Genomic DNA, 23,645 nt, shown 5'->3' with positions numbered 1-23,645 from the left:
CCTAAACCACTTGTTCCCTAAATTCTTTAGGGGATAGGTGGTTTAATTTTTCTTGAATTCGCACACAATTGTAGTAATGAATGTATTCTAGCACAATCTTTCGCACAGTTGTGTTGGATACTTTTGTTATCTTTTGTGAATAGAAAGCTTCACTTTTTAAATGACCAAAGAAGCTTTCCATGACGGCATTATCATGGCAATTTCCTCTCCGGGACATGCTGGTGATCATGCCGTTTTCTTTGGCATACGCTTGAAATTCTTTTGCTGTATAAATACTTCCTTGATCCGAGTGAAGAAGGACATCTTTTACTTTTCGCCCTCTCATTGCTTGTTTCAATGTTTTCATCGCTAATGTCAGTGTTTGTGATTCGCTGATGACACAACTAATAATTTCACGATTAAAGGCATCCATGATCGTTGATAAATACAAGGTACGCTCTCTAAATAAGAGATACGTCACATCCGTAAACCACTTTTCATTTGGTTTGGATGCATCGAATTGGCGCTCCAATCGATGAGGGGCTACCATTGGTTCCGCACCATTGATATATTTCTTTTTTTGACGTTCTTTACTTTCTCTTCTAAATGGGATACCACCCCATACCCATCAAGCTAAAATTTTATTACACCCCCAGAACGAAATTTTTAGGCTTTCTTGTAACGAAAAAGCTTATTTATTGTTTTGGGGGTGACCTGTTTTCTTAGGTTGATGGCAATGGGCTAGCACCAACAAAGCGTAAACTTCGTACGCTAAGCAAAATTTCATAAAGAAAAACCGATTTCCTGTACGCAAAGAGATAATCGACTTCTTATTGTTAAGTTATCTTAGCGCTCTTTCTCGTAATTTACCATGTTTCCCAAAGAAAATAGCAAAAGGTAAGGCTATGAATACATTTACAAAATGACGAGAAAAATGACAAAACTGTAAGAATGCACGAATGTTTGTAAGAAAGTTCGATGTTTTCCTTTTTCTTTTTTTATTATAGTGAAAAAAGAAGGAGGAATTTGAAAATGTCTTTTTCTCAATTCAATATTGATATTTTTCGAGCAATTAATGATTTAGGTAAACAATATTCATTCCTAAATTCAGCCATGATATTTTTGGCAGAATATATGGTATATATTCTTGGTTTAATTATTATAGCTTATTGGTTTACCGGGTCTAGAAAAAGTAGGATGATGGTTATTCAAGCGATGGTTGCTTTTGTGATTGCTGAGATGATTGGAAAAATAGCAGGGAAATTTCATTTGAATTATCAACCGTTTGCAGTATTGCCTGATGTTAATAAACTTGTCGACCATGCTGTAGATAATTCATTTCCTAGTGACCATACGATTCTCTTTTTTTCGATTTGTTTTTCATTTTGGCTTGTTCGTAAAAAGACTGGATGGTTATGGCTTATACTTGCATTTTGTGTAGCGATCTCTCGTATTTGGGTAGGAGTTCATTATCCTTTTGATGTTGTAATAGGGGCTTTAATAGGATGTGTTTCAGCGTTATTTTCGTATTGGTTAGTACCGAAATTTTCTTTTATCAAGCAATTGCTTACTCTATATGAAAGAGTAGAGAAACATGTTTTACCATCCAAAAACAAATCAAAGGGATTTTGAGTATACAAGTATAAAAGTTAACGTGAAAAGTGGGGGAATTATGGGGAAAGAAATATTATTTGATAATGAAGGTCTGATTCTAAAACTAAATGGGATAACAGGATTACTTGCATTAAAACTAAAATTAAAAATGCCTTATAACACGATTAAGAGCGTGTATGTTGACTATTTTGATCCTCCACAATGGATGCTTCGTATGCCTGCAACATCAATTTCTCCTCTCAATATTTTTGAAGGAAGTTTTAAATATGCTGATGAATGGTACTTTCTCTCTTGTGAAAATAGAGTCCCTCTCGTAATGATTGAATTAAAAGGTCATGAAAAATATAAGTATGTCTTTTTTGAGATTGATGATCCTACCAAAGTAGCCGCAGATATTAGAAAACATATAAAAGATTTGTAAGTATTGACCTATCAATATATTACTTCCGCTAACGAGAATTTTACCTTTTCACAATTATTTATGAGAATTCGGCTCATTTTTTCCGTTTTGGGGAACAATCAATTTCTTAAGTTGATGGCGATGCCGATGCAATATCAGACATTTTTAGCTGAAATGGGCAGGAATATTTCAGGAGGACAAAGACAACGAATAGCTTTGGCCAGGGCACTACTTAATAATCCTACCGTACTAGTATTGGGTGAAGCAACGAGCGCTTTGAATCATATAAGTGAAGCGCGGGCAGATGAATATTTACCAAGTATTAATTGTAAACGAATAGTGATGGCCCATCGGTTATCGACGGTGATGAATAGCGACATGATCATTGTTTTGGAGAATGGGAAGGTTTACGATGTAGGAAATCACAGTCAGTTGTTACATACTTCAAGTTATTATCAATATTACTATAGAGAAATGAGTTCATAGCTGATTTTTCTTTACAGGCTGTTCTTAATGAATTCATGAAATGAGGCTGTACTTATATTGTAAGGAGTGGGGAAATTGAAAACGGTACTATCGGTGCAACACCTAACGAAAGAAATCAAGGGCAAGTTGATTGTGCAAGACATATCGTTCGATGTGGTAGAGGGAGAGATTATTGGACTACTTGGTGCGAACGGAGCGGGCAAGACAACCACAATGAAGATGATAGTTGGTCTAAGCACAATAAGTGCCGGGGACGTGCAGATTGCAGGCTACAGTATTAAAAGTCAGTTTTCTAAAGCACTCTTCAATGTAGGGGCAGTGATTGAAGCACCTGCATTCTATCCTTATTTGAGTGGGTACGAAAATTTACGTCAATATCAGCGTTTGCACAAAAATGTGAGTAAGGATTGGTTGCTGGAGGTAGCCAGTCTAACCGGTATAGAACATGCACTTGAGCAGCGAGTAGGCACGTACTCCATGGGAATGAAACAACGCTTGGGAATTGCACAAGCGCTACTGGGAAAGCCAAAGTTGCTTGTGTTAGATGAGCCGATGAATGCACTTGATCCTGCTGGTGTCCGTGAAACCCGGAACTATTTAAATAGAATTGCGGCAGAGTTGGGCGTAGCAATTGTGATTTCCAGTCATCAACTGTCTGAGATTGAGCAGATGGCACGCCGAGTGGTTATTATGCAGAATGGCTGCTTAGTGACAGAGCAGCGGATTGATGATGGGTTAAATGATGGGGAATTCTGTATCACACTTCACATTGATAATGTTGAGCTTACAAGCGAAGTTGTGGTTAACTTGTTTGGGGATGATCATCATGCATTGGATTATATGCAGACAGAGAAATTATCTAACGGTTTGCATACTATGATAGTAGCTATTGATGAAGGTCAAGTTCCAAAGCTGATTCGAGCATTGTGTGATGCTGGGGTGGAAGTTCATCGGGTGTTGTCGGCACATACGAGTTTAGAGGATAAGTTTTTAAAATGGACAACTGCGCGCGGTGAGGTGAGTTAAATTGTTATGGAATGAATGTTTGAAGATAGTGAATAAAAGAATCTTTATTCTTTCACACATTGGTTTTATTGTGATGACAGTACTGTTCTCTTGGGCATACACCAGTAATCTCAAGGCTGATGATACGGTGGCTCAAATGGTAAATGCTTTGCTTGGCCTATCGGGAATGCTTGTTATTCTACCTTGGGCGATTGTTTTGTCACCTCTTATTTGGACGGATGAATATCAATATGGTACTCTGAAACAACTGTTCCTGCATACGTCCTCGCGCTCGAGGTTGTATGTTGCAAAAATTGCTGCGATGATTTTGCTCATCATTACGGGTGCTGTTAATATATTCATTGTTTCTTTGTTAGTGAATCCTCTGATGGCTCCCACAAATATACAATGGGGTGACATGATGGATGTTATATACTCTATCGGAGCAATCGTATTGCAATGTTGCCTATATGCAAGTCTAGCATCCTTGATTGGCGTGTGGACGAGATCAGCTGCTATCGCAGTAGGCAGTAGCTTAGTGCTATACTTTTTACAAATGATATTTGGAGGTAGTCTCTTATCTACATCATGGACACACATTCTATTCATTCATCATGATGATTTAAGTGTCTATTGGAGCACGTCACAATATAAATCAGAATTAGTTGGCTTACCTATGTCGTTAGCGATAGATATCGCCTATATTTTGCTTTTCTTTGCAATTGGATTATGGTTGTTCGTCAAAGAGAGAGGGGCAGACTAAACATAAAACGGAGCTAAGAATGAGAAAAATAGGATACAGTTGTGTCGCTTATGCCGATACTCGGGATAACGGTATGGAAGACAAAATGAAAGTAGCCAATAATGATAAGTGACAATTAATTACGCTAGTCCAATAAACCAGCAGCAGTCTAGGACTTTATTTTTGTCAAAGACTATCGCTGGTTTTACATTAAAGTCAGTCTAACATTTTATCTTTTTCGGGCAGAAACAATAGAATCAGGGGTCCCACCACATCGCTATCAAGCTAATAAAACAAAATTCCCCCTAAAATGAAAAAATACGCTATTCTTTCTATAGAATCATAGGAAAGGATGGCGTTTTAGTATGAATTTATCGATTTCTGATGAATTAGAATTGTTTTCTAAAGAATTGCAACGATATATGTCACCTGATGCTTTAGAGCAATTAGCTAAAAATGTAGGATTTGTTAAACGAAAAAGTAAATACCGCGCACAAGATTTAGTGGCTCTATGTATTTGGTTAAGTCAAAATATAGCCCATACTTCATTGGTACAATTATGTAGTCGATTAGAAGCTAACACAGGCATTTCTATGAGTCCAGAAGGACTCAATCAACGTTTTAATTCTCAGGCTGTTCAGTTTTTACAACAACTCTTAGCACATTTACTTCACCAACAATTTTGTTCTTCTAACAAGATTCCAACTTTGTATACAAACTATTTTCGACGTATTCGTGTATTGGATTCTACACATTTTCAGATTCCGGATAAATTCACTTCTATATATCAAGGTTCAGGTGGTAGTGGTCAAAATGCTGGTGTGAAAATTCAACTAGAGTATGATTTACTAAGTGGTCAATTTCTTCATGTTCATGTAGGATCGGGAAGGCACAATGATAAAACGTATGGTTCTACTTGTTTAGCGTCCCTTCAACCGAACGATGTATGTATACGTGATTTAGGATACTTCGACCTAAAAGACTTACATACTATAGAAGAGTGTAATGCTTATTTTATTTCAAGATTAAAGCTCAATACACGTATATATCAAAAGAATAATGAGCCTGAATACTTTCAAAATGGAACAATAAAAAAGCACTCTGAGTACATCCAATTAGATATGGAGCAATTCATTGACCAATTACAGTCAGGTGAAACATATGAAATTCCTGAAATTTATATTGGAATGTATCAAAAACTTCCTGCAAGACTCATTCTGTACAAATTAACTGAAACACAAATGAAACGTAGGCAAAAGGATTTAGCATCTAAAGAACATAAGAAGCAAATTACCTATAAAGAACGTAGTAAGAGGCTTAGTGCAATTAACTTTTACATTACAAATATTCCTTTAGAATATCTACCAAAGGAACAAGTATACAATTTTTACTCCTTACGCTGGCAAATTGAACTTATTTTTAAAACATGGAAATCATTTTTTCGTATTCATCACTGTAATTCTGTAAAATTAGAACGACTAGAATGTCACTTATACGGACAATTAATAAGTATCCTTCTTTGTTCCTCCACCATGTTTCAAATGCGCCAATTACTCCTCATCAAGAAGAAACGAGAATTAAGTGAATATAAAGCAATTTATATCATCAAAGATTATTTTCCACTTATTTATCAATCTTTACAAAAAGACACCCAGGAATTAACAAAGATTCTCTTTCGTCTGTTCAATCTCTTACAGAAAAACGGACGAAAATCCCATAGGTATGAGAAGAAAACAGTCTTTGATATCTTAGGCGTCGTATACAACTTTTCTATGTCTCACAGTCATGTAGCGTAATCCAAAAAACTGAAACCTGATAGGGTTTATTTGGCATGCAAATCTTTAAAGAACTTACATTGGTCTTTAGAAAAACGAAAAAATTTCACGTGAAATTAAACTTATATAAGCTTAGCTTGATGGCGATGGGATACCACCCGCATTTTAACGAAAGTATACGCTAAGCAAATTTTGACATAAAAAAAGCCGATTTTTCTACTCTAAGAAATTTTCGGCTCTAATTCGTTATAGGTTAGTTGTTACTTTGTGTGCTTCATATTCTTTCACTATTTTATAAAATTATTTTTCTTCAGTTTTAATAGTTTCATAAACTTAACTCCTGTTATTTCTCTATTTTTCTACCTTGGATAAATTTCTTCTGTAAATATTTTGCATATAAAATTATCTCTTTACATTTGCTACCATAATTATACCTCTACAAACTAATGTTGATTTCCCAATAATCCGTTTTAATATTAAAATCTTAAAAGCAATTAATCTTTTATAGGAAGATATTTTTAAGCACATTTATTTTGCTTAAAGGTATCTTTAAATAGCATAAGTGAACAAGGCTTGCTGGAAGTAATGAACTAAGAGCAATATTTAAAATAAGATTGCAAAATGCAGAGAGTTTAAAAATTTAATGAAAATTTTATATTTGCCCTACATTTTATTTAATTAATTTTCTCTATCTTATACATGTTGGAATTCATATAATACCTTTCTGTTAAAGAAGGAATTGTACTGAGCTACGCATTAGATAAAAAAGTGATAATGAAAGGTAAATGTATAATGAAAAAAATAAAAAAGTTAATTGTTCCAATTAGCCTTAGTTTATTGCTAATTGGATGTAGCGGTAAAGAATTGAATGGGAATTGGAGATTAGCGGATAATGACACTACTTGTCCGGTTTCTTACCAGTTTGATAAGAAAATCGAAGTTAATCCAGAAAATAAAAAAAGAAAACTATATGGTTAATAGAGATGCATACTCAAAAAATAGCAAATGAATATAAAAATGCAGGGACATACACTTGGCTTGATAATAAATGGATAAATATTGATTATGGAAACAATTTTACTCAAAAACAAAAAATGGTACAAGATAAAGACAAATTAATAATTTATTTTCCATGGGTAGAAAAAGTATGTACGTATAAAAAAAAAGGAGGATGCCTTCAAAATTATAGAAGAAACTATGGATTGATAAAGGAACTTTAGATGTATGGCTAAAAAGCAATCTAGATATTATATATATTTGATATGTATGTAATGGAATACGAGCTGGTTTTGCTTGTTATCTAGTCAATGATACTTTATTCCAAACTTGACTGTATGCGATAAGTTCTATTCATAATGGAGCTACATTTTCAATGAGGGAAAATATTAGAATGATGCTAGTAAGGTATTTAAAAATATGCTTTATTAGAGACATTCTGCACTTTCCTTCTGAAAATGATAAGATTTCAATGTAGAAACGTGGAATTTTATAGCCATTCAAAAAATACTAAAAGAATGTTTTTTTTTTAGGAATGATAGGAATTCAAACTATTTTCAAAAAGAATGAATTACACATTAGTAATTTTGCAGATGAAATTAATAGAGTAATCAATTTTGTATTTGAATATGAGGAAGAAAAAGAAGAGGTAGGATAAAATGAAGCAGATTACAATTCTAATAGCTGATGATGACTTGAAGATTGCTGAATTAATTGAAATACATTTAAAAAAAGAAGGATACCAGGTTGTAAAAGCAACTGATGGAGAAGACGCAATTGAAATTATTCAATCGCAGGCAATTGATTTAGTGGTTTTAGACATCATGATGCCAAAAATGGATGGTTATGAGGTGACGCGTCAAATCCGTACCAAACAAAATATGCCAATTATTTTCTTAAGTGCGAAAACATCTGATTTTGATAAAGTGACGGGTCTTGTACTAGGTGCAGATGATTATATGACGAAACCTTTTACACCAATTGAATTAGTTGCACGTGTGAATGCTCAACTTCGCCGATTTCTTACGTTAAATCAACCGAAAGTAGAAGAAACATCTGTTTTAGAGGCTGGAGGCGTTGTTATTGATTTTGAGAAAAGAACGGTACATGTATACGGAGAACGAATTGATTTGACACCAAAAGAGTTTGAGATTTTATATTTATTGGCAAGTCATCCGAAAAAAGTATATAGCCTTGAAAATATTTTTCAGCAGATATGGACAAATGATTATTATGATGATAACAATAATACAGTTACGGTGCATATTCGTACTTTACGAAAGAAACTTGGAGAAGATAAAAGGAAGAACAAGTTAATAAAAACGATATGGGGAGTAGGTTATACTTTCAATGGCTAAAATAATAAAAAGTTTTAGGTTTAAAATGATTGCCTTGTTTGCACTAAGTATGATGTTAGCAGCTTTCGGAACATATATAATTTATAAAACATTAGGGTTCTCTTTTAGAATGATGGTTAGTCATGAAGACTATGTAGCAAATAGAGTGGTTGGGGGAAGTATTTATTTTTCTTTCCTTTCCTTCACTTTGCTATCTATTTTATTCTTTTTCTTTTTAACGAAACCTTATTTAAGGTATTTTGATGAAATTTCTAATGGCATTCATCATCTCTCTAAAGGAGATTTCACACATAAAGTTTATATTTCATCAAATGATGAATTCAGCGATATTGCACGCGCAATTAATATTGCAAGTGAAAAATTAAAAGAGGCGGTTGAACGAGGAGACTTTGCAGAAAGTAGTAAAGATCAACTTGTTGTTAACTTAGCTCATGATTTAAGAACACCATTAACATCTGTCCTAGGTTATTTAGATTTAATTCTCAATGAGAAAAACTTAACTGCGGAACAAATTAAATATTATTCTACAATTGCATTCGCAAAATCACAACGACTTGAAAGTTTAATTGATGAGTTATTTGAAATTACACGAATGGACTATGGTGTACAACAAATAGATAAAAAAAACATTAATATAAGTGAATTGCTCGTGCAATTAGATTTGGAATTATATCCATTATTAGAGAAAAATCAATTAGAGGCTAGATTACATGTTGCACCAAATTTAACTATCAACGGTGACGGGAATTTGTTAGCACGAGTATTTGAAAATCTTCTAACAAATGCGGTTCGATATGGAAATAATGGGAAGTTTGTTGATATGAATGGATACAGTGAAGATGGAGACGTTGTTGTACAGATTATTAATTATGGAGAAAGTATTTCAGAAGAAGAGTTACCCTATCTTTTTGATATGTTTTATACAGGTGATAAAGCAAGAACAGTACAGAAAAATAGTACGGGTCTTGGATTATTTATTGCTAAAAATATTGTTGAGAAACATAATGGGAAGATTTCTGCAGAAAGTAATGTAGTGAGAACAATTTTTGAAGTAAGATTACCAAAAGAAGAGAATTGAAAAATTTAATAAATATTTAATTATTACCCCACTTTTTATTTAATTAATTTCTTCTATCCTATTTATAGGTTAGGCCAAAGAGAAATTACTAATAAAAGGTGGGGCTTTTTATATTGCGAAAAGTATAGGCCTAGATTTTTATCACAATTTGATTTTAAAAGAGATATGTTAATACTTTGAAATCTAATTTATATATAATTTCTAAAAATGTTAACTAATTATACAAACGGAAATAATGGTCTCCAAAAATAAAGTACAAGAAATAGTGAGGATAATATGAAGACAGTAAATAAGGTAGTCATTGTTGGTGTATTAACAGTTGGTATAGGAGCTGGGGCTTATATGACTTTTGCCGGAAGTTCTGAACCAGTTATGACCTATAAAACATCTGAAGTACTAGAAAAACAAATCGAAAATCAGCAAAAGTTTGCTGGTGAAGTGATTCCAAATGGAATGGAGATCATTTCATTTGATCCAACAAAAGGTACGAATGAACTAGCTGTTAAAAAAGGCGATGAAGTAAAGAAAGGACAGCTTCTGTTTAAATACAATGATCCAACTGTTAAACAAGGTGTAACAGAAGTGGAAATGCAAAAGAAAATTGCACAAAAAGAAGTAACATTACAACAAAAACAAATTGATGCAGCAAAACAAAAGCTACAAAAAGATAAAAATGCTGGTCTTCCTGCAGAAGCAGTAAAAGCGTCAGAGATTGAAATTCAACAATTAGAATCACAGCTTGAAATGAAGAAGTTTGAAGTAGAAAAAGCGGATGAAATGATTAAAGTAGCAAAAGAGAAAGTAAACACACTTTCTGTTATGAGTCCTGCTGACGGTGTAATTGATGATATTATTACAGCTTCTAATGAAAGAAACGGTATGAGCGGAATTACACTTCGCCATGCAGGTCCATTTAAAGTAGCAGGTCAAATGTCTGAATTTGAACTTGCTAATGTAAAAATTGGACAAGAAATAATAGTTTCATCAAAAACTGTAGCGGGTAAAACATGGACAGGAAAAGTAACAGAAATTGGTTCTACACCATTAAAAAGTATGGATGAAAACAAAACAGTTTCTAGTTATCCATTTACTGTGACATTAGACAATAGTGAAGGCTTACAAAATGGTTTCCACGTATACGTAGAAACTAAATCAGGTGAAGCAACGGGTACAGTCATTCCAAAGACCAGTATTTTAAAAAAAGGTGATAAAAATGTTGTCTTTGTTGTAAAAGACGGAAAAGCAAAAGAACAAGTTGTTACGGTTGAATTTGAAACAGGTAATGAAGCAAAAATTTCCGGAGTGAAAAAAGGAGAAAAAATTATCTCTAGACCTACTGTAAATCTAAAAGACGGTATGGAGGTTTCCACGCAATGATTAACTTACAAGGCATTAAAAAATCTTTTCAAAATGGTGAAGAATCCATTCAAATATTGCACGGAATTGATGTAACGCTAAATCAAGGAGAATTCACTTCTATCATGGGGCCTTCTGGTTCTGGTAAATCAACATTAATGAATATTATTGGGTGCTTAGATAAGCCTACGACAGGTACGTATGAATTAGCTGGGCAAAATATTTCAAACATGTCTGAAACTGAACTTGCGCATGTTCGTAATAAAGAGATTGGATTTGTATTTCAAAACTTCATGTTATTGCCACGACTTACAGCGTTGCAAAACATTGAATTACCACTTATTTATGCAGGAGTCGATAAAAAAGAAAGGCAAGAGCGTTCATTAGCAGCTTTAACAAAAGTTGGTTTAGCTAGTCACGCTACCCATCTTCCAAATGAATTGTCAGGTGGACAAAAACAGCGTGTTGCAGTTGCACGCGCAATTGTAAATAACCCGAAATTTATTTTGGCAGATGAACCAACAGGTGCACTAGACACGAAAACAAGTGAACAAATTGTAAATCTATTTTACGAATTAAACAAGCAAGGCTCAACCATTATTATGATTACTCATGATCGTGAAATCGGGGAAGCTGCAGCACGGCAAATTGTTATTCGTGACGGAAACATTGTTCAGGATTGGAGAGAATAAATTTGAATATACATGAAAATATACGTATGGCTATATCTTCTATCTTTGCACATAAAATGCGATCCATTTTAACGATGCTGGGACTTATTATTGGAATCATTGCGATTATTACGATTCTCGCAATGGGTGATGGGCAAACTGCAAAGATGCAAAAAGAGTTTGAGAAGAACAACCATATGGATGAAATTAATATAGAGTATAACAATCCAGATTTCCCATTAGAGAAAGCGAAAATTACATCAGATATGGTAAAGCAATTACAAATGATACCTGGTGTAAAAGATGTGTATCCAGATGTGAGTATGAACGTAAAAGCATATACGGGTTCACAAGATGTTGCTTTTAATTTGTTTGCGGGAACAGGTAATTTTATGCAGGATCGTAAAATAAAAATGGTACATGGACGTGAGTTAACAGAGGATGAGCTAAAAAAACCAACTCCTATTGTAATTCTCCATGAAGATTTATTTATAAAGGTATTTGATACTTGGAAAGATGATTTGTATATAGATATAAAAGGAAAACCATATAAGGTTGCTGGGGTGTACAAACATGAGGATAGTTTGAACCGGCAATTTAAATCTTATGTAGGGTATACACCGATTGATAATGTACCGCTGATTTCAGGGATTGAGGAGTATGATACAGTGCAAATTAAGTTATCTTCTCCTAGTGAAAGAGAAACTGTAGAGAAACAAGCTTTATCTGTATTAAATGAATTGAAATCACCGGAATTTGAGCATCCATTTACGGCGGTGGATACGGGAACAAATAGTCAAGGACTAGAAGAAACATCCCGAGAGTTGAAAATGGTGTTCGCTTGTATCGCTGGGATGTCTTTAATGGTAGGTGGTGCTGGTGTGATGAATATCATGCTTATATCCGTTACAGAGCGCACGCGTGAAATTGGTGTTCGAAAAGCACTTGGTGCAACAAGAGGGGAAATACTAATGCAATTTCTCATTGAAGCTTGTATTTTAACAGCATTGGGCGGAGCGATTGGTTTTGGATTAGGTATTATCTTTGCCTGGATAGCTGCACTCATAGGTGGCTGGCCACTTATTATTTCTGTAAATCTCGGTCTACTATCTGTTGGAATATCAATATCAATCGGAATTGCCGCTGGTATACTTCCAGCTAATAAAGCATCTAAATTGGATCCAGTTGATTGTCTTCGTTATGAATAATAGTGTAGGTGAAAGGAAAGATGTTCTAAAAAGGGTGAATACCCCCATGTGTATTTTCTCTTTTTAAATAAGGACTTTCCTGAGGTAACCCAAAAGTTAAGCAATCTTATTTCTAATTTTATATAGATTTTTTTGGCTATAGATATGAAGAGAAGAGAGGAATATAAAAATGAAAACAGTATTAGAAACAAAAAATATAATAAAAGTATATGAAACAGGGGGAAATGCACTTGAGGCGTTGAAAGGTATTAACTTACAAGTAAAAGAAGGTGAATTCGTTGGAATTATGGGACCTTCTGGTTCAGGTAAGACGACGCTATTAAATGTTCTTTCTACAATCGATAATGTGACTAGCGGTGAGATTTTAATTGATGGAAAAGATATTGTAAAGATGAATGATGATACGTTGGCATTATTTCGACGTAACCATTTAGGTTTCATTTTCCAAGATTATAATTTATTAGATACGCTAATAGTGAAAGAGAATATTGCCCTTCCGCTTGCGTTATCAAAAGTGGAAGCGAGCGAAATTGATCGACGCGTTTTGGAAATTGCGAAGAAGTTTGAAATTGAGCATATTTTAAATCAATTTCCATACCAAGTATCTGGGGGACAGAAGCAACGCTGCGCAGCATCTCGTGCAATTATTACCAATCCAAGTATGGTCTTTGGAGACGAGCCAACAGGAGCGCTTGATTCTAAGTCAGCCACAGACTTATTAGAAAGTATGAAGTCATTAAATGAACAGGATAATTCAACAATTCTAATGGTAACGCATGACGCGTTTGCAGCAAGTTACTGTAAACGAGTTATTTTTATTAAAGATGGTGAGTTATGTAAAGAATTACATCGCAGGAAATTAACACGTAAACAGTTCTTTCAACAAGTGGTTGACGTAATGTCATCCATTTCCGGAGGTGTAATGGATGACGTTATTTGATATCGTTCAATGTAATATACGACGTAATTTTAAAGAGTATATACTCTATTTTGTTTCCCTAACTGTGAGTATGGTTATCTATTTTATATTTGCCTCACTTCGCTATAGTGCTCAAATCAAAAAAGTAATGGTTGATAGTGTGATGGTTAATAGTGTTCTTCAATCATCCAAAGTAATTCTCATCCTTTTTATAGCGATATTTATTATTTACTCTACTAATTTTTTTATGAGGAAGCGCAAAAAAGAGGTAGGATTGTACTCTTTATTAGGTATAACTAAAAAACAAATCAGTACAATGCTATTTTGGGAAACTATTATTATGGGGAGCGTGGCTTTAGTAATTGGAGTACTAATTGGTAGTTTAGGTTCTAAATTAGCTTTAGAATTGCTAACAAACTTGATGAAATTAAATGCACCTGTTTATTTTGAGTTTTCTATAAAATCGCTGATAGATACATCTGTCATCTTTTTAGCTATTTTATTATATACTGCATGGAAAAGTTCTCGTATAATTTATCAATTTTCTTTAATTGAGATGTTTCAAGCCGATCATAAAGGAGAAAGTATGCCAAAAGGATCTAGAATGTTGGCGTACATGAGTATTATTTTAATAGGAATAGGTTATGTTTTAGCCTTTTATTTTAATGAAGTCGTAAAGTTTGTGAAGAGACCTATGGAAGATCCTGTGTATGTCCCGGTTATTATTTTGATTGCAATTGTTCTTGGAACATACTTTCTATTCTCATCTTACACAGTAATTGTATTAAAGAAAATAAGAAGTAAAAGAAACATACTTTACAATGGTATGAACATACTAAATATTTCACAGTTGTTATATCGGATAAAAGGAAACGCAAAGTTACTTGCAATCATTGCTCTATTAAGTGCTGTAGCTTTAACAGCAATTAGTACTGTTGTATCAGGGTATTTCGAAGGACAATTGGAAGCAAAAGGCGAGGCACCGTACAGTTTTTCATATAAAAAACAAGAGAATGCGATTGAAAGGCGCATACAGACTCTTTTCGAAGAGAACAAGAAAAAAAATTCAATTATCCGTGATTTTGAAGTTGAAATGGTAACGATTAAGGGAGGTCCTTTTGAGGAAAAAGAAAGTACAGCTTTACCCAATTCACCTTTTAAAATACCGTATGATTTTCAGCTTATGTCCCAATCTATGTTGAATAGAAACGCTAAAAATATGGGAGTGAAAAAATTCAACTTAAATCCGGGAGAAGTATTTATATATAATCTACATGAAGATAAGAATTTTGAAAAGGGAAATAGAATTCAATTACCCCTTGAAGTTGAGCCGAAAATATTTGTCATGCAGGACGTCAAAATTCGTAAACTAACAAATTTAGGAGAATTGGTTGTCGTTGTACCTGATGAGCTCTATGAAATAGTTAAGCAAACACATAAGACCTATATCGTGAAAAATATTGATGTAGCACAACAAAAGGATAGTAAAGAATTGACTGAAGGTTTATTAAAAATAGTACCTGATGATGATGTTTTTAAAATCAATACTTTCTATAAAACAAATTTAGATGTTATGGAGATGTATGGGCTCATATTATTTATTGGTATCTTTTTAGGGGCTGTATTTGTGCTGGAAACAGGCTCTATTATCTACTATAAGCAATTATCTGAAGCATATGCAAATCAGAGATATTATGAGACACTTCGTAAAATTGGTGTTACGAAAAAAGAAGTAAGAAAGTCAATTTCAAAACAAGTTAGCTTTAGTTTTATTTTACCTGTGATAATCGGACTAACTCATAGCTTATTTGCTATACCAATACTAACAAATATGCCTAAATATACTATTATAATTCCTATATTAATTGGTAGTGGTGTATATTGCATAATCTATTTTGGGTATTATGTATTAACGGTTTATTCTTATTTTAAAGTTGTGTATAAGTAATAAATAATTTTAATGTTTGAATTAAAATTTACTAAGTTTTAATTGGTAAAGAATAATGGAATGAACAAAAGCCGATATCCTTAACGTGTAGGGAATCGGTTTTTTCTATATGGGGTACCGCCACATCGCTATCAGGCTAACAAAACAAAATTCCTCCTAAAATGAAAAAATACGCTATTCTTTCTGTAGAATCATAGGAAAGGATGGTGTTTTTTTAATTTTATAGATACTTTGTGGTAACCTCAAGTAGGAGGATTTAGCACAGTCAAATAATAATATCTTTTGTCTAGAAAGGAGAATGTTTTTTGAAATATAAATTAAGGGTGTTTTTTATAGGATTATTAGTACTAGTACTAATCGCTTCTATTTTCGTGTATTATAAGTTTTTAGCACCTTCAGCAGATATTCAACAATACAAGGCATATTATGCTCCAAAAACAACACAAAAAGTATTGAATCACGGTGAGGTAAAGGTCACATTCTTAGGAACATCATCTTTACTATTTGATGATGGAAATACGCAAGTAATGATTGATGGTTTTATTTCTAGGCCATCCTTACCAAAAATGTTGTTCAGCAATATAAAAACAGACGAAGATACTGTAGATAAAATTTTTAATCAAATAGGGGCTGATAATAATAAACTTAAGGGATTATTTATTGCACATACACATTATGATCATGCGTTTGATTTAGCTTACATAGCTAAACGAACTGGAACACATGTATATGGTTCAGAGTCAGCAATTAACATAGGTATTGGTGGTGATATAAATAAGAACCAGATGTCTGTATATGAAGTAAATAAGGCTATGAAGTTTGGTGATTTTACTGTTACTGTCCTTCCATCGAAACATTCACCAACCTTTGATGAAGGAGAAAAAATAAAAAAGCCACTTAAACAACCAACTAAAGCACTAGATTATCATGAAGACTCTTCATATGATTACTTGATTACGTATAATAATAAAACTTTCCTTGTTAAACCAAGTGCTAACTATATAGAAGGTGTATTAGATGATATTCGAGCTGATGTCCTGTTTTTAGGAATAGGGGGATTAGGAAAGCAGGAAAGTATTTTCCAAAATATGTATTACGAGCAAGCTGTACGAAAAGTACAACCGAAGCTTGTTATTCCAATACACTGGGACGATTTCACCAAACCATTGACAGATACACTTGAAGCAATGCCTAAATATGCGGACAATACTAAAAATGGATTAGATTTTATAATTCAAAGGACAAAAGCAGATAAAATTGATCTTCAAATACTACAAGGTGTTAGAAGTATTTACTTCTAAAAAAGGGATCCACCACACCTCTATCAAGTTAAGAAACATAAAAAACGATAATAATGAACTTCCGTGCTAAAAAAGCTACAAAATTTTCGTTTAGGGACAATCTGTTCTGTTAGCTTGATGGCGATGTGTCTGTACCCCTATATCATCTTTCAGATCTTCCGTTCGTTGTAATTAACGATAAAATGTGGAAGGGGTAATTCTAATACGTTACGCAATTCTTTTACCGTTATTTTTGTTTTTAAATTTTTCCATAAAGTAACTACAGTTTCTGATTTCAGCCCCTTTCGATTTCCAGATAATTTCCCCATACAAGTAATTTTGTTTTTAGGTGTTTATTTTCTATACGTAGCTATTCTAATTCACTGAGCTCTTTTGGTCTTTTTCCATAAGAATATTGTTTTCCTACAGGTTGTTGAAACTGATACGTTTGATCTGTACGATACCATTTCATCTATATCTTAATTTGGGAAACATTTTTAATTCCGAGTTTCTCCATAATGGTCCAATTGGAATACCCATCCTTTTTCATTTCAATCACTTTCCACTTTACTTCTTCTGGGTAATGAACTCTTATTTTTTTCATGTACCACTATTCGGGTTCACTTCACTTTAACGGTAAGGCTTTTTTGTTTTATAAGCTTAATCCAAACCGTTTTAATTCAATAAAAATCCCCTCTAATTGCTTTCCTTTATTCGTTAATGTGTACTCTACACGAGGCGGAACTTCTGGATATACTTTTCTCGTTATAATGCCTTGAGACTCTAATTCTTTTAGTCGAAGTGATAATGTTTTTGGACTAATCCCATCCATTGATTTTTGTAAATCACTAAAGCGTAATGTTCCTTCGATAAGAAGATCACGAATGATTAAAAATGTCCATTTTGTACTAATAACATCAAGCGTTTTAGCGATGGGACAAGGTATGCCAGGTAAACCTTTCGTTAATTCAACTGGATTTATATCGTTCATGGAACTAGCCTCCATAAAATTTTTTTTGGATGAATTTGCTTTATAGTATCACAAAACTATACTTTTGGTAACTATATGAAAAAAATATCACTACTTCCATAAAGGAAGTTAGTGCATATACAATAGCAATACGAAACAAAAAGGATTTATATAAGGAGGTGGTGATTTCCATGGGGATAAAAAAGTTATTTGGATTTCTTAGTTTGTTTGTTATTTGTATTGTGCTTGTAGCATGTGGTGTGGAACAAAAAACTGAAGTTCAGTTATTAAAAGAAATGCCAAAGCCAAAAGCAATGACAATTGATCCCTCACTAAGTAAAAAAGAAGCGACAGAAATGGTTCATGCGGCGCAGCGTTTTTATGCATTTTGGGATACAGGTAAGGAGGAACTTATTCCGCAGACTGTTACTAAGGATTTCTTCGATAATACATTGCCGAAAGGGCGACCACAAGGCATTGAAGGATTAAAGTTTGCAGCGCAAAATTTTCGTAAAGTTGTGCCTGATATACATTGCGAGATTGAAGACTTATTAGTTGTTGGTGATAAAGTAACAGCCCGTCTTTCTTTTACAGGAACACATAATGGTAAGAAAATTAATTTTTTTGCAATTGATATTTTACATGTGAAAGACGGAAAGATAACGGAGGATTGGCATTTAGAAGATAATCTTACACTACAGCAGCAACTCGGCTTAATAGCTGAAGAGTAGATCATATAGGGGAGAGAAAAACGATGAAAAATATATTTATTATAAATGGACATGAAAAATACGGTACAAAGGAAGGACGATTAAATAAAACGTTAGTAGATTATATGGTAACGGTATTAAGTGAGAAGCATCATGTGAAAACAACAACGATTCAAGATGGCTATAGTATTAAAGAAGAACAAGAGAAGTTTTTATGGGCTGATGTTGTGATTTATCAAACGCCGATTTACTGGTTTAGTGTACCGGGCTTATTTAAAACGTATATGGATGAAGTATATGAATACGGTTTGTTCTTTAAAGGTGCTGATGAATATGGAACAGGTGGTTTATTAAAAGAGAAAGAGTATATGTTCTCTACAACTTGGAATGCACCTGAAAAAGCATTTGGAGATAAGACGAAGTTCTTTGAAGGAGAAAGTTTAGAATCAGCGCTTAGTCATTTACACCGCGTGCAGAAGTTTCTCGGTATGAGTCCGTTAAAGAGTTTTGCTTGTTATGATGTGGTGAAGAATCCGGATATAGAGAAGTATTTAGGGAACTTGAAGAATCATTTAGAAGAAGTCATTCAATAATTAGAGTCATCCCCGTATTTAATGCGGGGATGACTCTATCCATAACTTCGCAAAATTTGCCCAGCCGAATGAATCAGTTGTTACGTTTTTTTAGGAAGGGTGATATGTTATTCTTTTTAAAACGGATCAACTTCAGCCAAATCAGGGTTAGCATTCGGATTTGTTAATAAGGTTTTCAGCTCACCTACTTCAGAGAGCGCAACGAGGATATAACCACTAATAAGGACGACGAGTCCGATGACCCTTAATGTTTGCAGTGTAATATCACGGCTATTGTTTTCGGAGTTGTCTTGGGGCGTTGAAGGCGGATTGTTATTCATAAATAAGGCTCCCATCTTTTGTATTTATATATGTGCGAAATCATTATTTAACTTATGGATAGGAATTATATAGTCATTTTCACTATATGAGAAATGCCTATGAAAAGTGAAAAGGAATTTTGGGGCGAGAAAAGGGGGGAATCCAAAAGATTATTAAAACTGAACTTTTGGATTCCCCCCTTTTTTATTTATCCTGCTATTTGTGGTGGTCGGATTTCCTGCAAACGACCAGTTGGTGAGGGATAATTAATCAGTGGGGGATGAATAAAACCCCACTGATTAATTATTTTCATGTAAATAAAAGGAGGTTAGTTAACCGAAGTAGTTATCCTAATATACGCAACGATTCTTCAATAAACGCTGGGATGTCCTCTGGCTGTCTACTTGTTACTAGCTGATTTTGACATACGACAACCTCTTTGTCATGAAAGTTCCCGCCGGCATTTTTCAAATCGACTTCAATAGATTTATATCCAGTTACATCACGTCCTTCAAGTGTTTGTGCAGTGATGAGTAGCTGAGGTCCGTGACAAATAGCGAAAACAGGTTTTTCCGCATCCATAAATGCTTTACTAAAGCGAACAAAACGTTCATCGGCACGAAGTATATCTGGAGAAAATCCACCCGGTATGAAGAGGGCATCAAAGTTCTCTGGAGAAACATCATCAATACTTTTATCAATCACGACTTCACTTTTTCCTTGCTTACCGTGTACCGTTTTTCCTTTTTCCATTTCAATAGTTGTGAATTCATATCCCTTTTGTTTAAAAGCTTCTACTGGCTCTGTGTATTCTGTATCCTCGAAATAATCCGTTATTAAAATAGCAATTTTTTTACTCATTCTAATCCGCTCCTTACATTATATTATCGGTTCCAGAATCTTCCTTGAGCAATACCTTTTATAAAGTGAAACTTTAATTCATATTTTTTCATTCCCTCCAGTTCCTTTGCCCTGTTAATTTAATAAATACCCTTTTTATTAGGTCGTAAACATGTATTATCGTTTTTGTATGTAAAAATCATAAAATATCGGTTGTTTCAGTGATTCTTGTTTGAGGAAGCAAAATAAAAAAGCCAAGGATAATTTATTTTCTCCTTGGCGTTTAAGAGATTTCTTTTCGTTAAAACGAAGAAACGCGTTGCTTCGTTTTTGGTACAATAATAAATTTGATCCAGAGTAACCCGACAATCATAATGATAAGGCTATGTAAAAATTGACCTGTAGCAATGAGTATAACACTCGAAAATAAAATGAGTTGAATACTTAGCAATATAAAGATTAAGCTAAGAAATTGTTTCATTCTTTCTTCAGTATGGATTGGATATAATGCTGCAATAATATTTCCCGAAAAATATTTCCATAGTGAACGAAGCTGGATAGAGATCATATATAGAACGATGTAAGTGATAGCACCTTTTACGTATATATTTGGTATGAAATATAAGGCGAAAGCACCGATCAATCCTAAGCGAATATATATACCGAAATAATCATTTCCACGTAAAAATGCTAGTGTATGTAAGTAGAAGAAAGTTGCTCGTTTTTTATGTAATAAAGGTTCAATCCAATTTGTAAGCCATTTTCTTTTATTTACTTGTTTATTCAGTTGCGGAACATCTGTGAAAATGCTAGCAAATTGATAAAAACGAACGTTCATTTTTTCTTCTTGCTCGATTATGTAATCCCACGGTATTCGTTTTGTAGGCTGTTTTTTCGTATATAGAAGTAGGAAAGCAAGTAGTAAGAGTAGTCCGCCCAATATGAGAACATTTGCGGAATAAAACAGCATGTAAATGATTAGGGCGTTACAAGTAATACGAATGATCAGCCATATATTTTTTTCGTGACTATCACGCCACATCCAATGTATGTACATGTTCCAGGCTTTCGTAATCATTAACACGATAAAGATTGTACATAAAAAAGGTACAGTTAATTGTAATGATTGCATAGCAAGTGGTACGAGAATAAGGAACGTAAATAATAATGGGAAAAGCTGAATGATGTAATTATATAGAAGAGATTTTTTGAAATAGGATGTTAGTTTCTCTTCTAATGCAAGCAAATAGACAGCATCAGGTTTTTGAATAAATGTACGGATAGGGCATCTCGTTATAATGAACGTAAGTACAATCGTTATAATTATTAAAGATATTCCTTTAGAAGGAGATGCTTTTAGAAACTGAGCATAATAATATGCACCAACGCATGAAATAAAGATAAAGCTATATAGTAAACCGTTAATCATACGTGCAAAGTATGTAATGATATTTTGAATATGTTGTTGGAAGCGACTGCTCCATAGCGATTCGATTGACATGTTTTTCACCTCTTTGTTCTATTATATATGTTTTACAAAAGAAAAAACGAGCAAATTGCGTTATGCAACTTGCCCGTTTTTCTTTTCGTTATTTTTTTTCTGATCACGATTCATTAATGGATAGAAAGCAAATCCAATTACGAATAAACCAATTCCGAGAAGGAACGTTTTTATATCGGATGCGCCGGTTTTAATAACCCATAGTGCGTAGCAAAGTGCGATCACTGCGACTATACCATCTGTAATTCTTGCCCGCATTTCATTTTTATATGTTTCACCAGTTGCGACTAGTTTTAACTGGAAGATTGGTGAAACGAGATATGGAATGAGGTAGGCCAGTGTTGATACGGTAATAACGAATGTATAAGCTTCCGCAATAGTTCCTGATAATGTTGAGAATAGGAATACTTGCGACATAATGTTTGTTAATCGTAATGAGTAAATTGGACTTCCTTTTTTATTTGTTTTCGTGAAGAAGGAAGGGAAGAAACCTTCTTTTGCTGCTTGATAAGGTACTTCTGAGCTTAATAAAATCCAGCCTAAGATAGAACCGAACAGGGAAGTAAGAGCAAGTAATGCCATAAGTTTCCCGCCGCCATGACCCATTGCAGCGTTTAGTGCATCTGCTAATGGACGTTCCGAAGCTTGTAATTTATCAACATGAAGTACACCCATTGTTAAAATTGTAATTCCTAAGTAAATCGCAACTGTAATAAGTAATCCCGCAACTGTTGCACGTTTTACCGTTTTTGGGGAAACAGCACGGTTTGATAAAAGAACGGCTGATTCAATTCCGATAAACGCCCAAAGCGTTGTAAGAGCAGCTAAATTTACTTGTGAAAGAAGACCATGTGATACACCTGATTTATCAATCATCGGCGTGTACCATTGTCCAAACTTAGAAGCTTCGAATGCAAATAACGTAACGACGATGAATAAAAGGAATCCAGTTACTTTCGTTGTTGTTGCTAAGAAGTTTAGCTTTCCAGCTCCGCTTACACCATTTGTTAATATAATATGAGTTCCCCAAAGTAAGATGGAACAAATCGTAAATGTAATTAGTTTTCCGACTTCTATGTTAAAAGAACCGATTGAAAATAGTAGTCGCGTATCTTTCATAATTGGGAAGAAGAGTGATAAATATCCCGCAAATGATGTAATGATGGCAACGTTACTTGCCCAGTTTGCAACCCAATATCCCCATACCATACTGAAGCCAGCCATTTTTTTCTTTTTTGGTGTTGAGAATAAAGCATATGCATGACTTTGTGGCCCTGTCGTTAAATCAGGACGACGAATTGCTAAATTACCGAAAACAAGAGCTAGCATTAAAACACCAAACCCTGTAGTTAACCAAGCTAAAGTGACACCGAGTGGGCTTGCTGTTTGTGCCAACGTACTTGGCACCATGAAAATACCAGCGCCAACCATGTTACCGACAACGAAAGCTGTTAGTACCCAAAAGCCCCATTTTTTTTGTTGCATAGAAAATACCTCCAAAGTTAGTATAACCAAGTCAAGCGAGGAGATATGTATGTCTTCTTAGTAGAGAAGAGAAGTCCCAAACAAAACAAAAAAAGCACGTAATCTGCCGCTACATGCTTTCTATCTTATAAGAAACCCACGACATATCTCTCGATAGCTCTCCACAAACGAAACGTTTGTGACAGTTCTGCACTTATTAAATGCAGACCCAGCAAGTGTGCATGGTGGACACGACTTACTTCGGCAACCATTCCTTTCTCATTTCTTCATCAATGCCACTACATCTCCTGAAATGATACTCTTAATGATTGCAACCTCTACCTCACCGAGATACGAATGAGGATTTAAATATTAAATTAACGTCTTTAAGAGTAACAAATGAATTTTTATACGTCAATGGATATAGTAATAATCAGATTATAGAGAAGAGT

General features: G+C 34.1%; 23 protein-coding genes, 2 pseudogenes and 1 riboswitch. Of the genes and pseudogenes, 18 read left to right on the top strand and 7 right to left on the bottom strand.

Annotation, left to right across the window (positions count from 1 at the left end; all coding sequences use genetic code 11):
• Position 1 precedes the first annotated feature (1 nt).
• A pseudogene (locus tag N2V92_RS03220) lies at positions 2–565 on the bottom strand (IS3-like element ISBt2 family transposase); the annotation flags it as partial.
• 446 nt (positions 566–1,011) lie between these two features.
• Here N2V92_RS03220 and N2V92_RS03215 point away from each other — a divergent pair.
• From N2V92_RS03215 to N2V92_RS03140, 16 genes are all read left to right on the top strand, one after another.
• The gene (locus N2V92_RS03215) at positions 1,012–1,611 is read left to right on the top strand and encodes an undecaprenyl-diphosphatase (protein ID WP_016078081.1); all 600 of its coding nucleotides are present in this window, start codon (positions 1,012–1,014) and stop codon (positions 1,609–1,611) included.
• Positions 1,612–1,651: 40 nt separating this feature from the next.
• Positions 1,652–2,014, top strand: coding sequence for a hypothetical protein (locus tag N2V92_RS03210; protein ID WP_033668989.1), 363 nt, complete (start codon positions 1,652–1,654; stop codon positions 2,012–2,014).
• 126 nt (positions 2,015–2,140) lie between these two features.
• Positions 2,141–2,479: an ATP-binding cassette domain-containing protein gene (locus N2V92_RS03205; RefSeq protein ID WP_229172953.1), complete on the top strand. Its 339-nt coding sequence runs from the start codon at positions 2,141–2,143 to the stop codon at positions 2,477–2,479.
• Positions 2,480–2,554: 75 nt separating this feature from the next.
• On the top strand, positions 2,555–3,505 hold the full coding sequence (locus tag N2V92_RS03200) for an ABC transporter ATP-binding protein (RefSeq protein WP_016078079.1): 951 nt from the start codon (positions 2,555–2,557) through the stop codon (positions 3,503–3,505).
• Position 3,506: 1 nt separating this feature from the next.
• Complete coding sequence (locus N2V92_RS03195; protein ID WP_016078078.1) at positions 3,507–4,247, top strand: ABC transporter permease; 741 nt, start codon at positions 3,507–3,509, stop codon at positions 4,245–4,247.
• Between the two features lie 344 nt (positions 4,248–4,591).
• Complete coding sequence (locus tag N2V92_RS03190; RefSeq protein ID WP_016078077.1) at positions 4,592–6,022, top strand: IS4 family transposase; 1,431 nt, start codon at positions 4,592–4,594, stop codon at positions 6,020–6,022.
• Positions 6,023–6,793: 771 nt separating this feature from the next.
• Positions 6,794–6,979 carry a hypothetical protein gene (locus tag N2V92_RS03185; protein WP_016078076.1) on the top strand — a complete coding sequence of 62 codons (186 nt, stop codon included), beginning with the start codon at positions 6,794–6,796 and terminating at the stop codon, positions 6,977–6,979.
• Positions 6,980–6,984: 5 nt separating this feature from the next.
• Positions 6,985–7,221: a hypothetical protein gene (locus tag N2V92_RS03180; protein WP_016078075.1), complete on the top strand. Its 237-nt coding sequence runs from the start codon at positions 6,985–6,987 to the stop codon at positions 7,219–7,221.
• A 435-nt stretch (positions 7,222–7,656) separates the two neighbouring features.
• A complete protein-coding gene (locus tag N2V92_RS03175) occupies positions 7,657–8,355 on the top strand; it encodes a response regulator transcription factor (RefSeq protein WP_016078074.1) in 699 nt (232 codons plus the stop codon).
• Positions 8,348–9,433 (top strand): HAMP domain-containing sensor histidine kinase, encoded by a 1,086-nt coding sequence (locus N2V92_RS03170; protein WP_016078073.1) that lies wholly within the window; start codon positions 8,348–8,350, stop codon positions 9,431–9,433. Before N2V92_RS03175 ends, N2V92_RS03170 begins: the two co-directional genes overlap by 8 nt.
• A gap of 276 nt (positions 9,434–9,709) precedes the next feature.
• Positions 9,710–10,810: an efflux RND transporter periplasmic adaptor subunit gene (locus tag N2V92_RS03165; RefSeq protein WP_016078072.1), complete on the top strand. Its 1,101-nt coding sequence runs from the start codon at positions 9,710–9,712 to the stop codon at positions 10,808–10,810.
• Positions 10,807–11,481 carry an ABC transporter ATP-binding protein gene (locus N2V92_RS03160; protein ID WP_016078071.1) on the top strand — a complete coding sequence of 225 codons (675 nt, stop codon included), beginning with the start codon at positions 10,807–10,809 and terminating at the stop codon, positions 11,479–11,481. Before N2V92_RS03165 ends, N2V92_RS03160 begins: the two co-directional genes overlap by 4 nt.
• A gap of 2 nt (positions 11,482–11,483) precedes the next feature.
• The gene (locus tag N2V92_RS03155) at positions 11,484–12,668 is read left to right on the top strand and encodes an ABC transporter permease (protein WP_016078070.1); all 1,185 of its coding nucleotides are present in this window, start codon (positions 11,484–11,486) and stop codon (positions 12,666–12,668) included.
• A 169-nt stretch (positions 12,669–12,837) separates the two neighbouring features.
• Positions 12,838–13,608: an ABC transporter ATP-binding protein gene (locus N2V92_RS03150; RefSeq protein WP_016078069.1), complete on the top strand. Its 771-nt coding sequence runs from the start codon at positions 12,838–12,840 to the stop codon at positions 13,606–13,608.
• Positions 13,595–15,535 (top strand): ABC transporter permease, encoded by a 1,941-nt coding sequence (locus N2V92_RS03145; RefSeq protein ID WP_016078068.1) that lies wholly within the window; start codon positions 13,595–13,597, stop codon positions 15,533–15,535. The genes N2V92_RS03150 and N2V92_RS03145 overlap by 14 nt, the downstream gene beginning before the upstream one ends.
• A gap of 305 nt (positions 15,536–15,840) precedes the next feature.
• Positions 15,841–16,836, top strand: a complete 996-nt coding sequence (locus N2V92_RS03140) for an MBL fold metallo-hydrolase (protein WP_016078067.1) — start codon at positions 15,841–15,843, stop codon at positions 16,834–16,836.
• Positions 16,837–17,010: 174 nt separating this feature from the next.
• Here the strand turns inward: N2V92_RS03140 and N2V92_RS03135 are convergent.
• Positions 17,011–17,419, bottom strand: a pseudogene (locus tag N2V92_RS03135) (IS3-like element ISBt2 family transposase); the annotation flags it as partial.
• 48 nt (positions 17,420–17,467) lie between these two features.
• Entirely contained in the window at positions 17,468–17,806 is a 339-nt protein-coding gene (locus N2V92_RS03130; protein ID WP_016078066.1) for a winged helix-turn-helix transcriptional regulator, read from the bottom strand.
• 170 nt (positions 17,807–17,976) lie between these two features.
• Between N2V92_RS03130 and N2V92_RS03125 the strand changes: the two genes are divergently transcribed.
• Together N2V92_RS03125 and N2V92_RS03120 are read left to right on the top strand one after the other, a co-directional pair.
• The gene (locus N2V92_RS03125; RefSeq protein WP_000511560.1) at positions 17,977–18,516 is read left to right on the top strand and encodes an ester cyclase; all 540 of its coding nucleotides are present in this window, start codon (positions 17,977–17,979) and stop codon (positions 18,514–18,516) included.
• 23 nt (positions 18,517–18,539) lie between these two features.
• Positions 18,540–19,088, top strand: coding sequence for an NAD(P)H-dependent oxidoreductase (locus tag N2V92_RS03120; RefSeq protein ID WP_016078065.1), 549 nt, complete (start codon positions 18,540–18,542; stop codon positions 19,086–19,088).
• Between the two features lie 116 nt (positions 19,089–19,204).
• On the opposite strand, the gene N2V92_RS03115 is transcribed toward N2V92_RS03120, so the two are convergent.
• From N2V92_RS03115 to N2V92_RS03100, 4 genes are all read right to left on the bottom strand, one after another.
• A complete protein-coding gene (locus N2V92_RS03115) occupies positions 19,205–19,408 on the bottom strand; it encodes a hypothetical protein (RefSeq protein WP_016078064.1) in 204 nt (67 codons plus the stop codon).
• 325 nt (positions 19,409–19,733) lie between these two features.
• Positions 19,734–20,249 carry a type 1 glutamine amidotransferase domain-containing protein gene (locus N2V92_RS03110; protein WP_000037532.1) on the bottom strand — a complete coding sequence of 172 codons (516 nt, stop codon included), beginning with the start codon at positions 20,247–20,249 and terminating at the stop codon, positions 19,734–19,736.
• 280 nt (positions 20,250–20,529) lie between these two features.
• Entirely contained in the window at positions 20,530–21,729 is a 1,200-nt protein-coding gene (locus tag N2V92_RS03105; RefSeq protein WP_016078063.1) for an ABC transporter permease, read from the bottom strand.
• A 60-nt stretch (positions 21,730–21,789) separates the two neighbouring features.
• Positions 21,790–23,214: an amino acid permease gene (locus N2V92_RS03100; protein WP_001186292.1), complete on the bottom strand. Its 1,425-nt coding sequence runs from the start codon at positions 23,212–23,214 to the stop codon at positions 21,790–21,792.
• A 146-nt stretch (positions 23,215–23,360) separates the two neighbouring features.
• Positions 23,361–23,542, bottom strand: a riboswitch (Lysine riboswitch).
• Between the last annotated feature and the right edge of the window lie 103 nt (positions 23,543–23,645).

Source organism: Bacillus sp. CH_48 (genome assembly GCF_038008465.1).
Classification (GTDB): Bacteria; Bacillota; Bacilli; order Bacillales; family Bacillaceae_G; genus Bacillus_A; species Bacillus_A thuringiensis_S.
The sequence above is the reverse complement of the archived record's forward strand: the minus strand, read 5'-3'. Positions and strand labels throughout refer to the sequence as shown.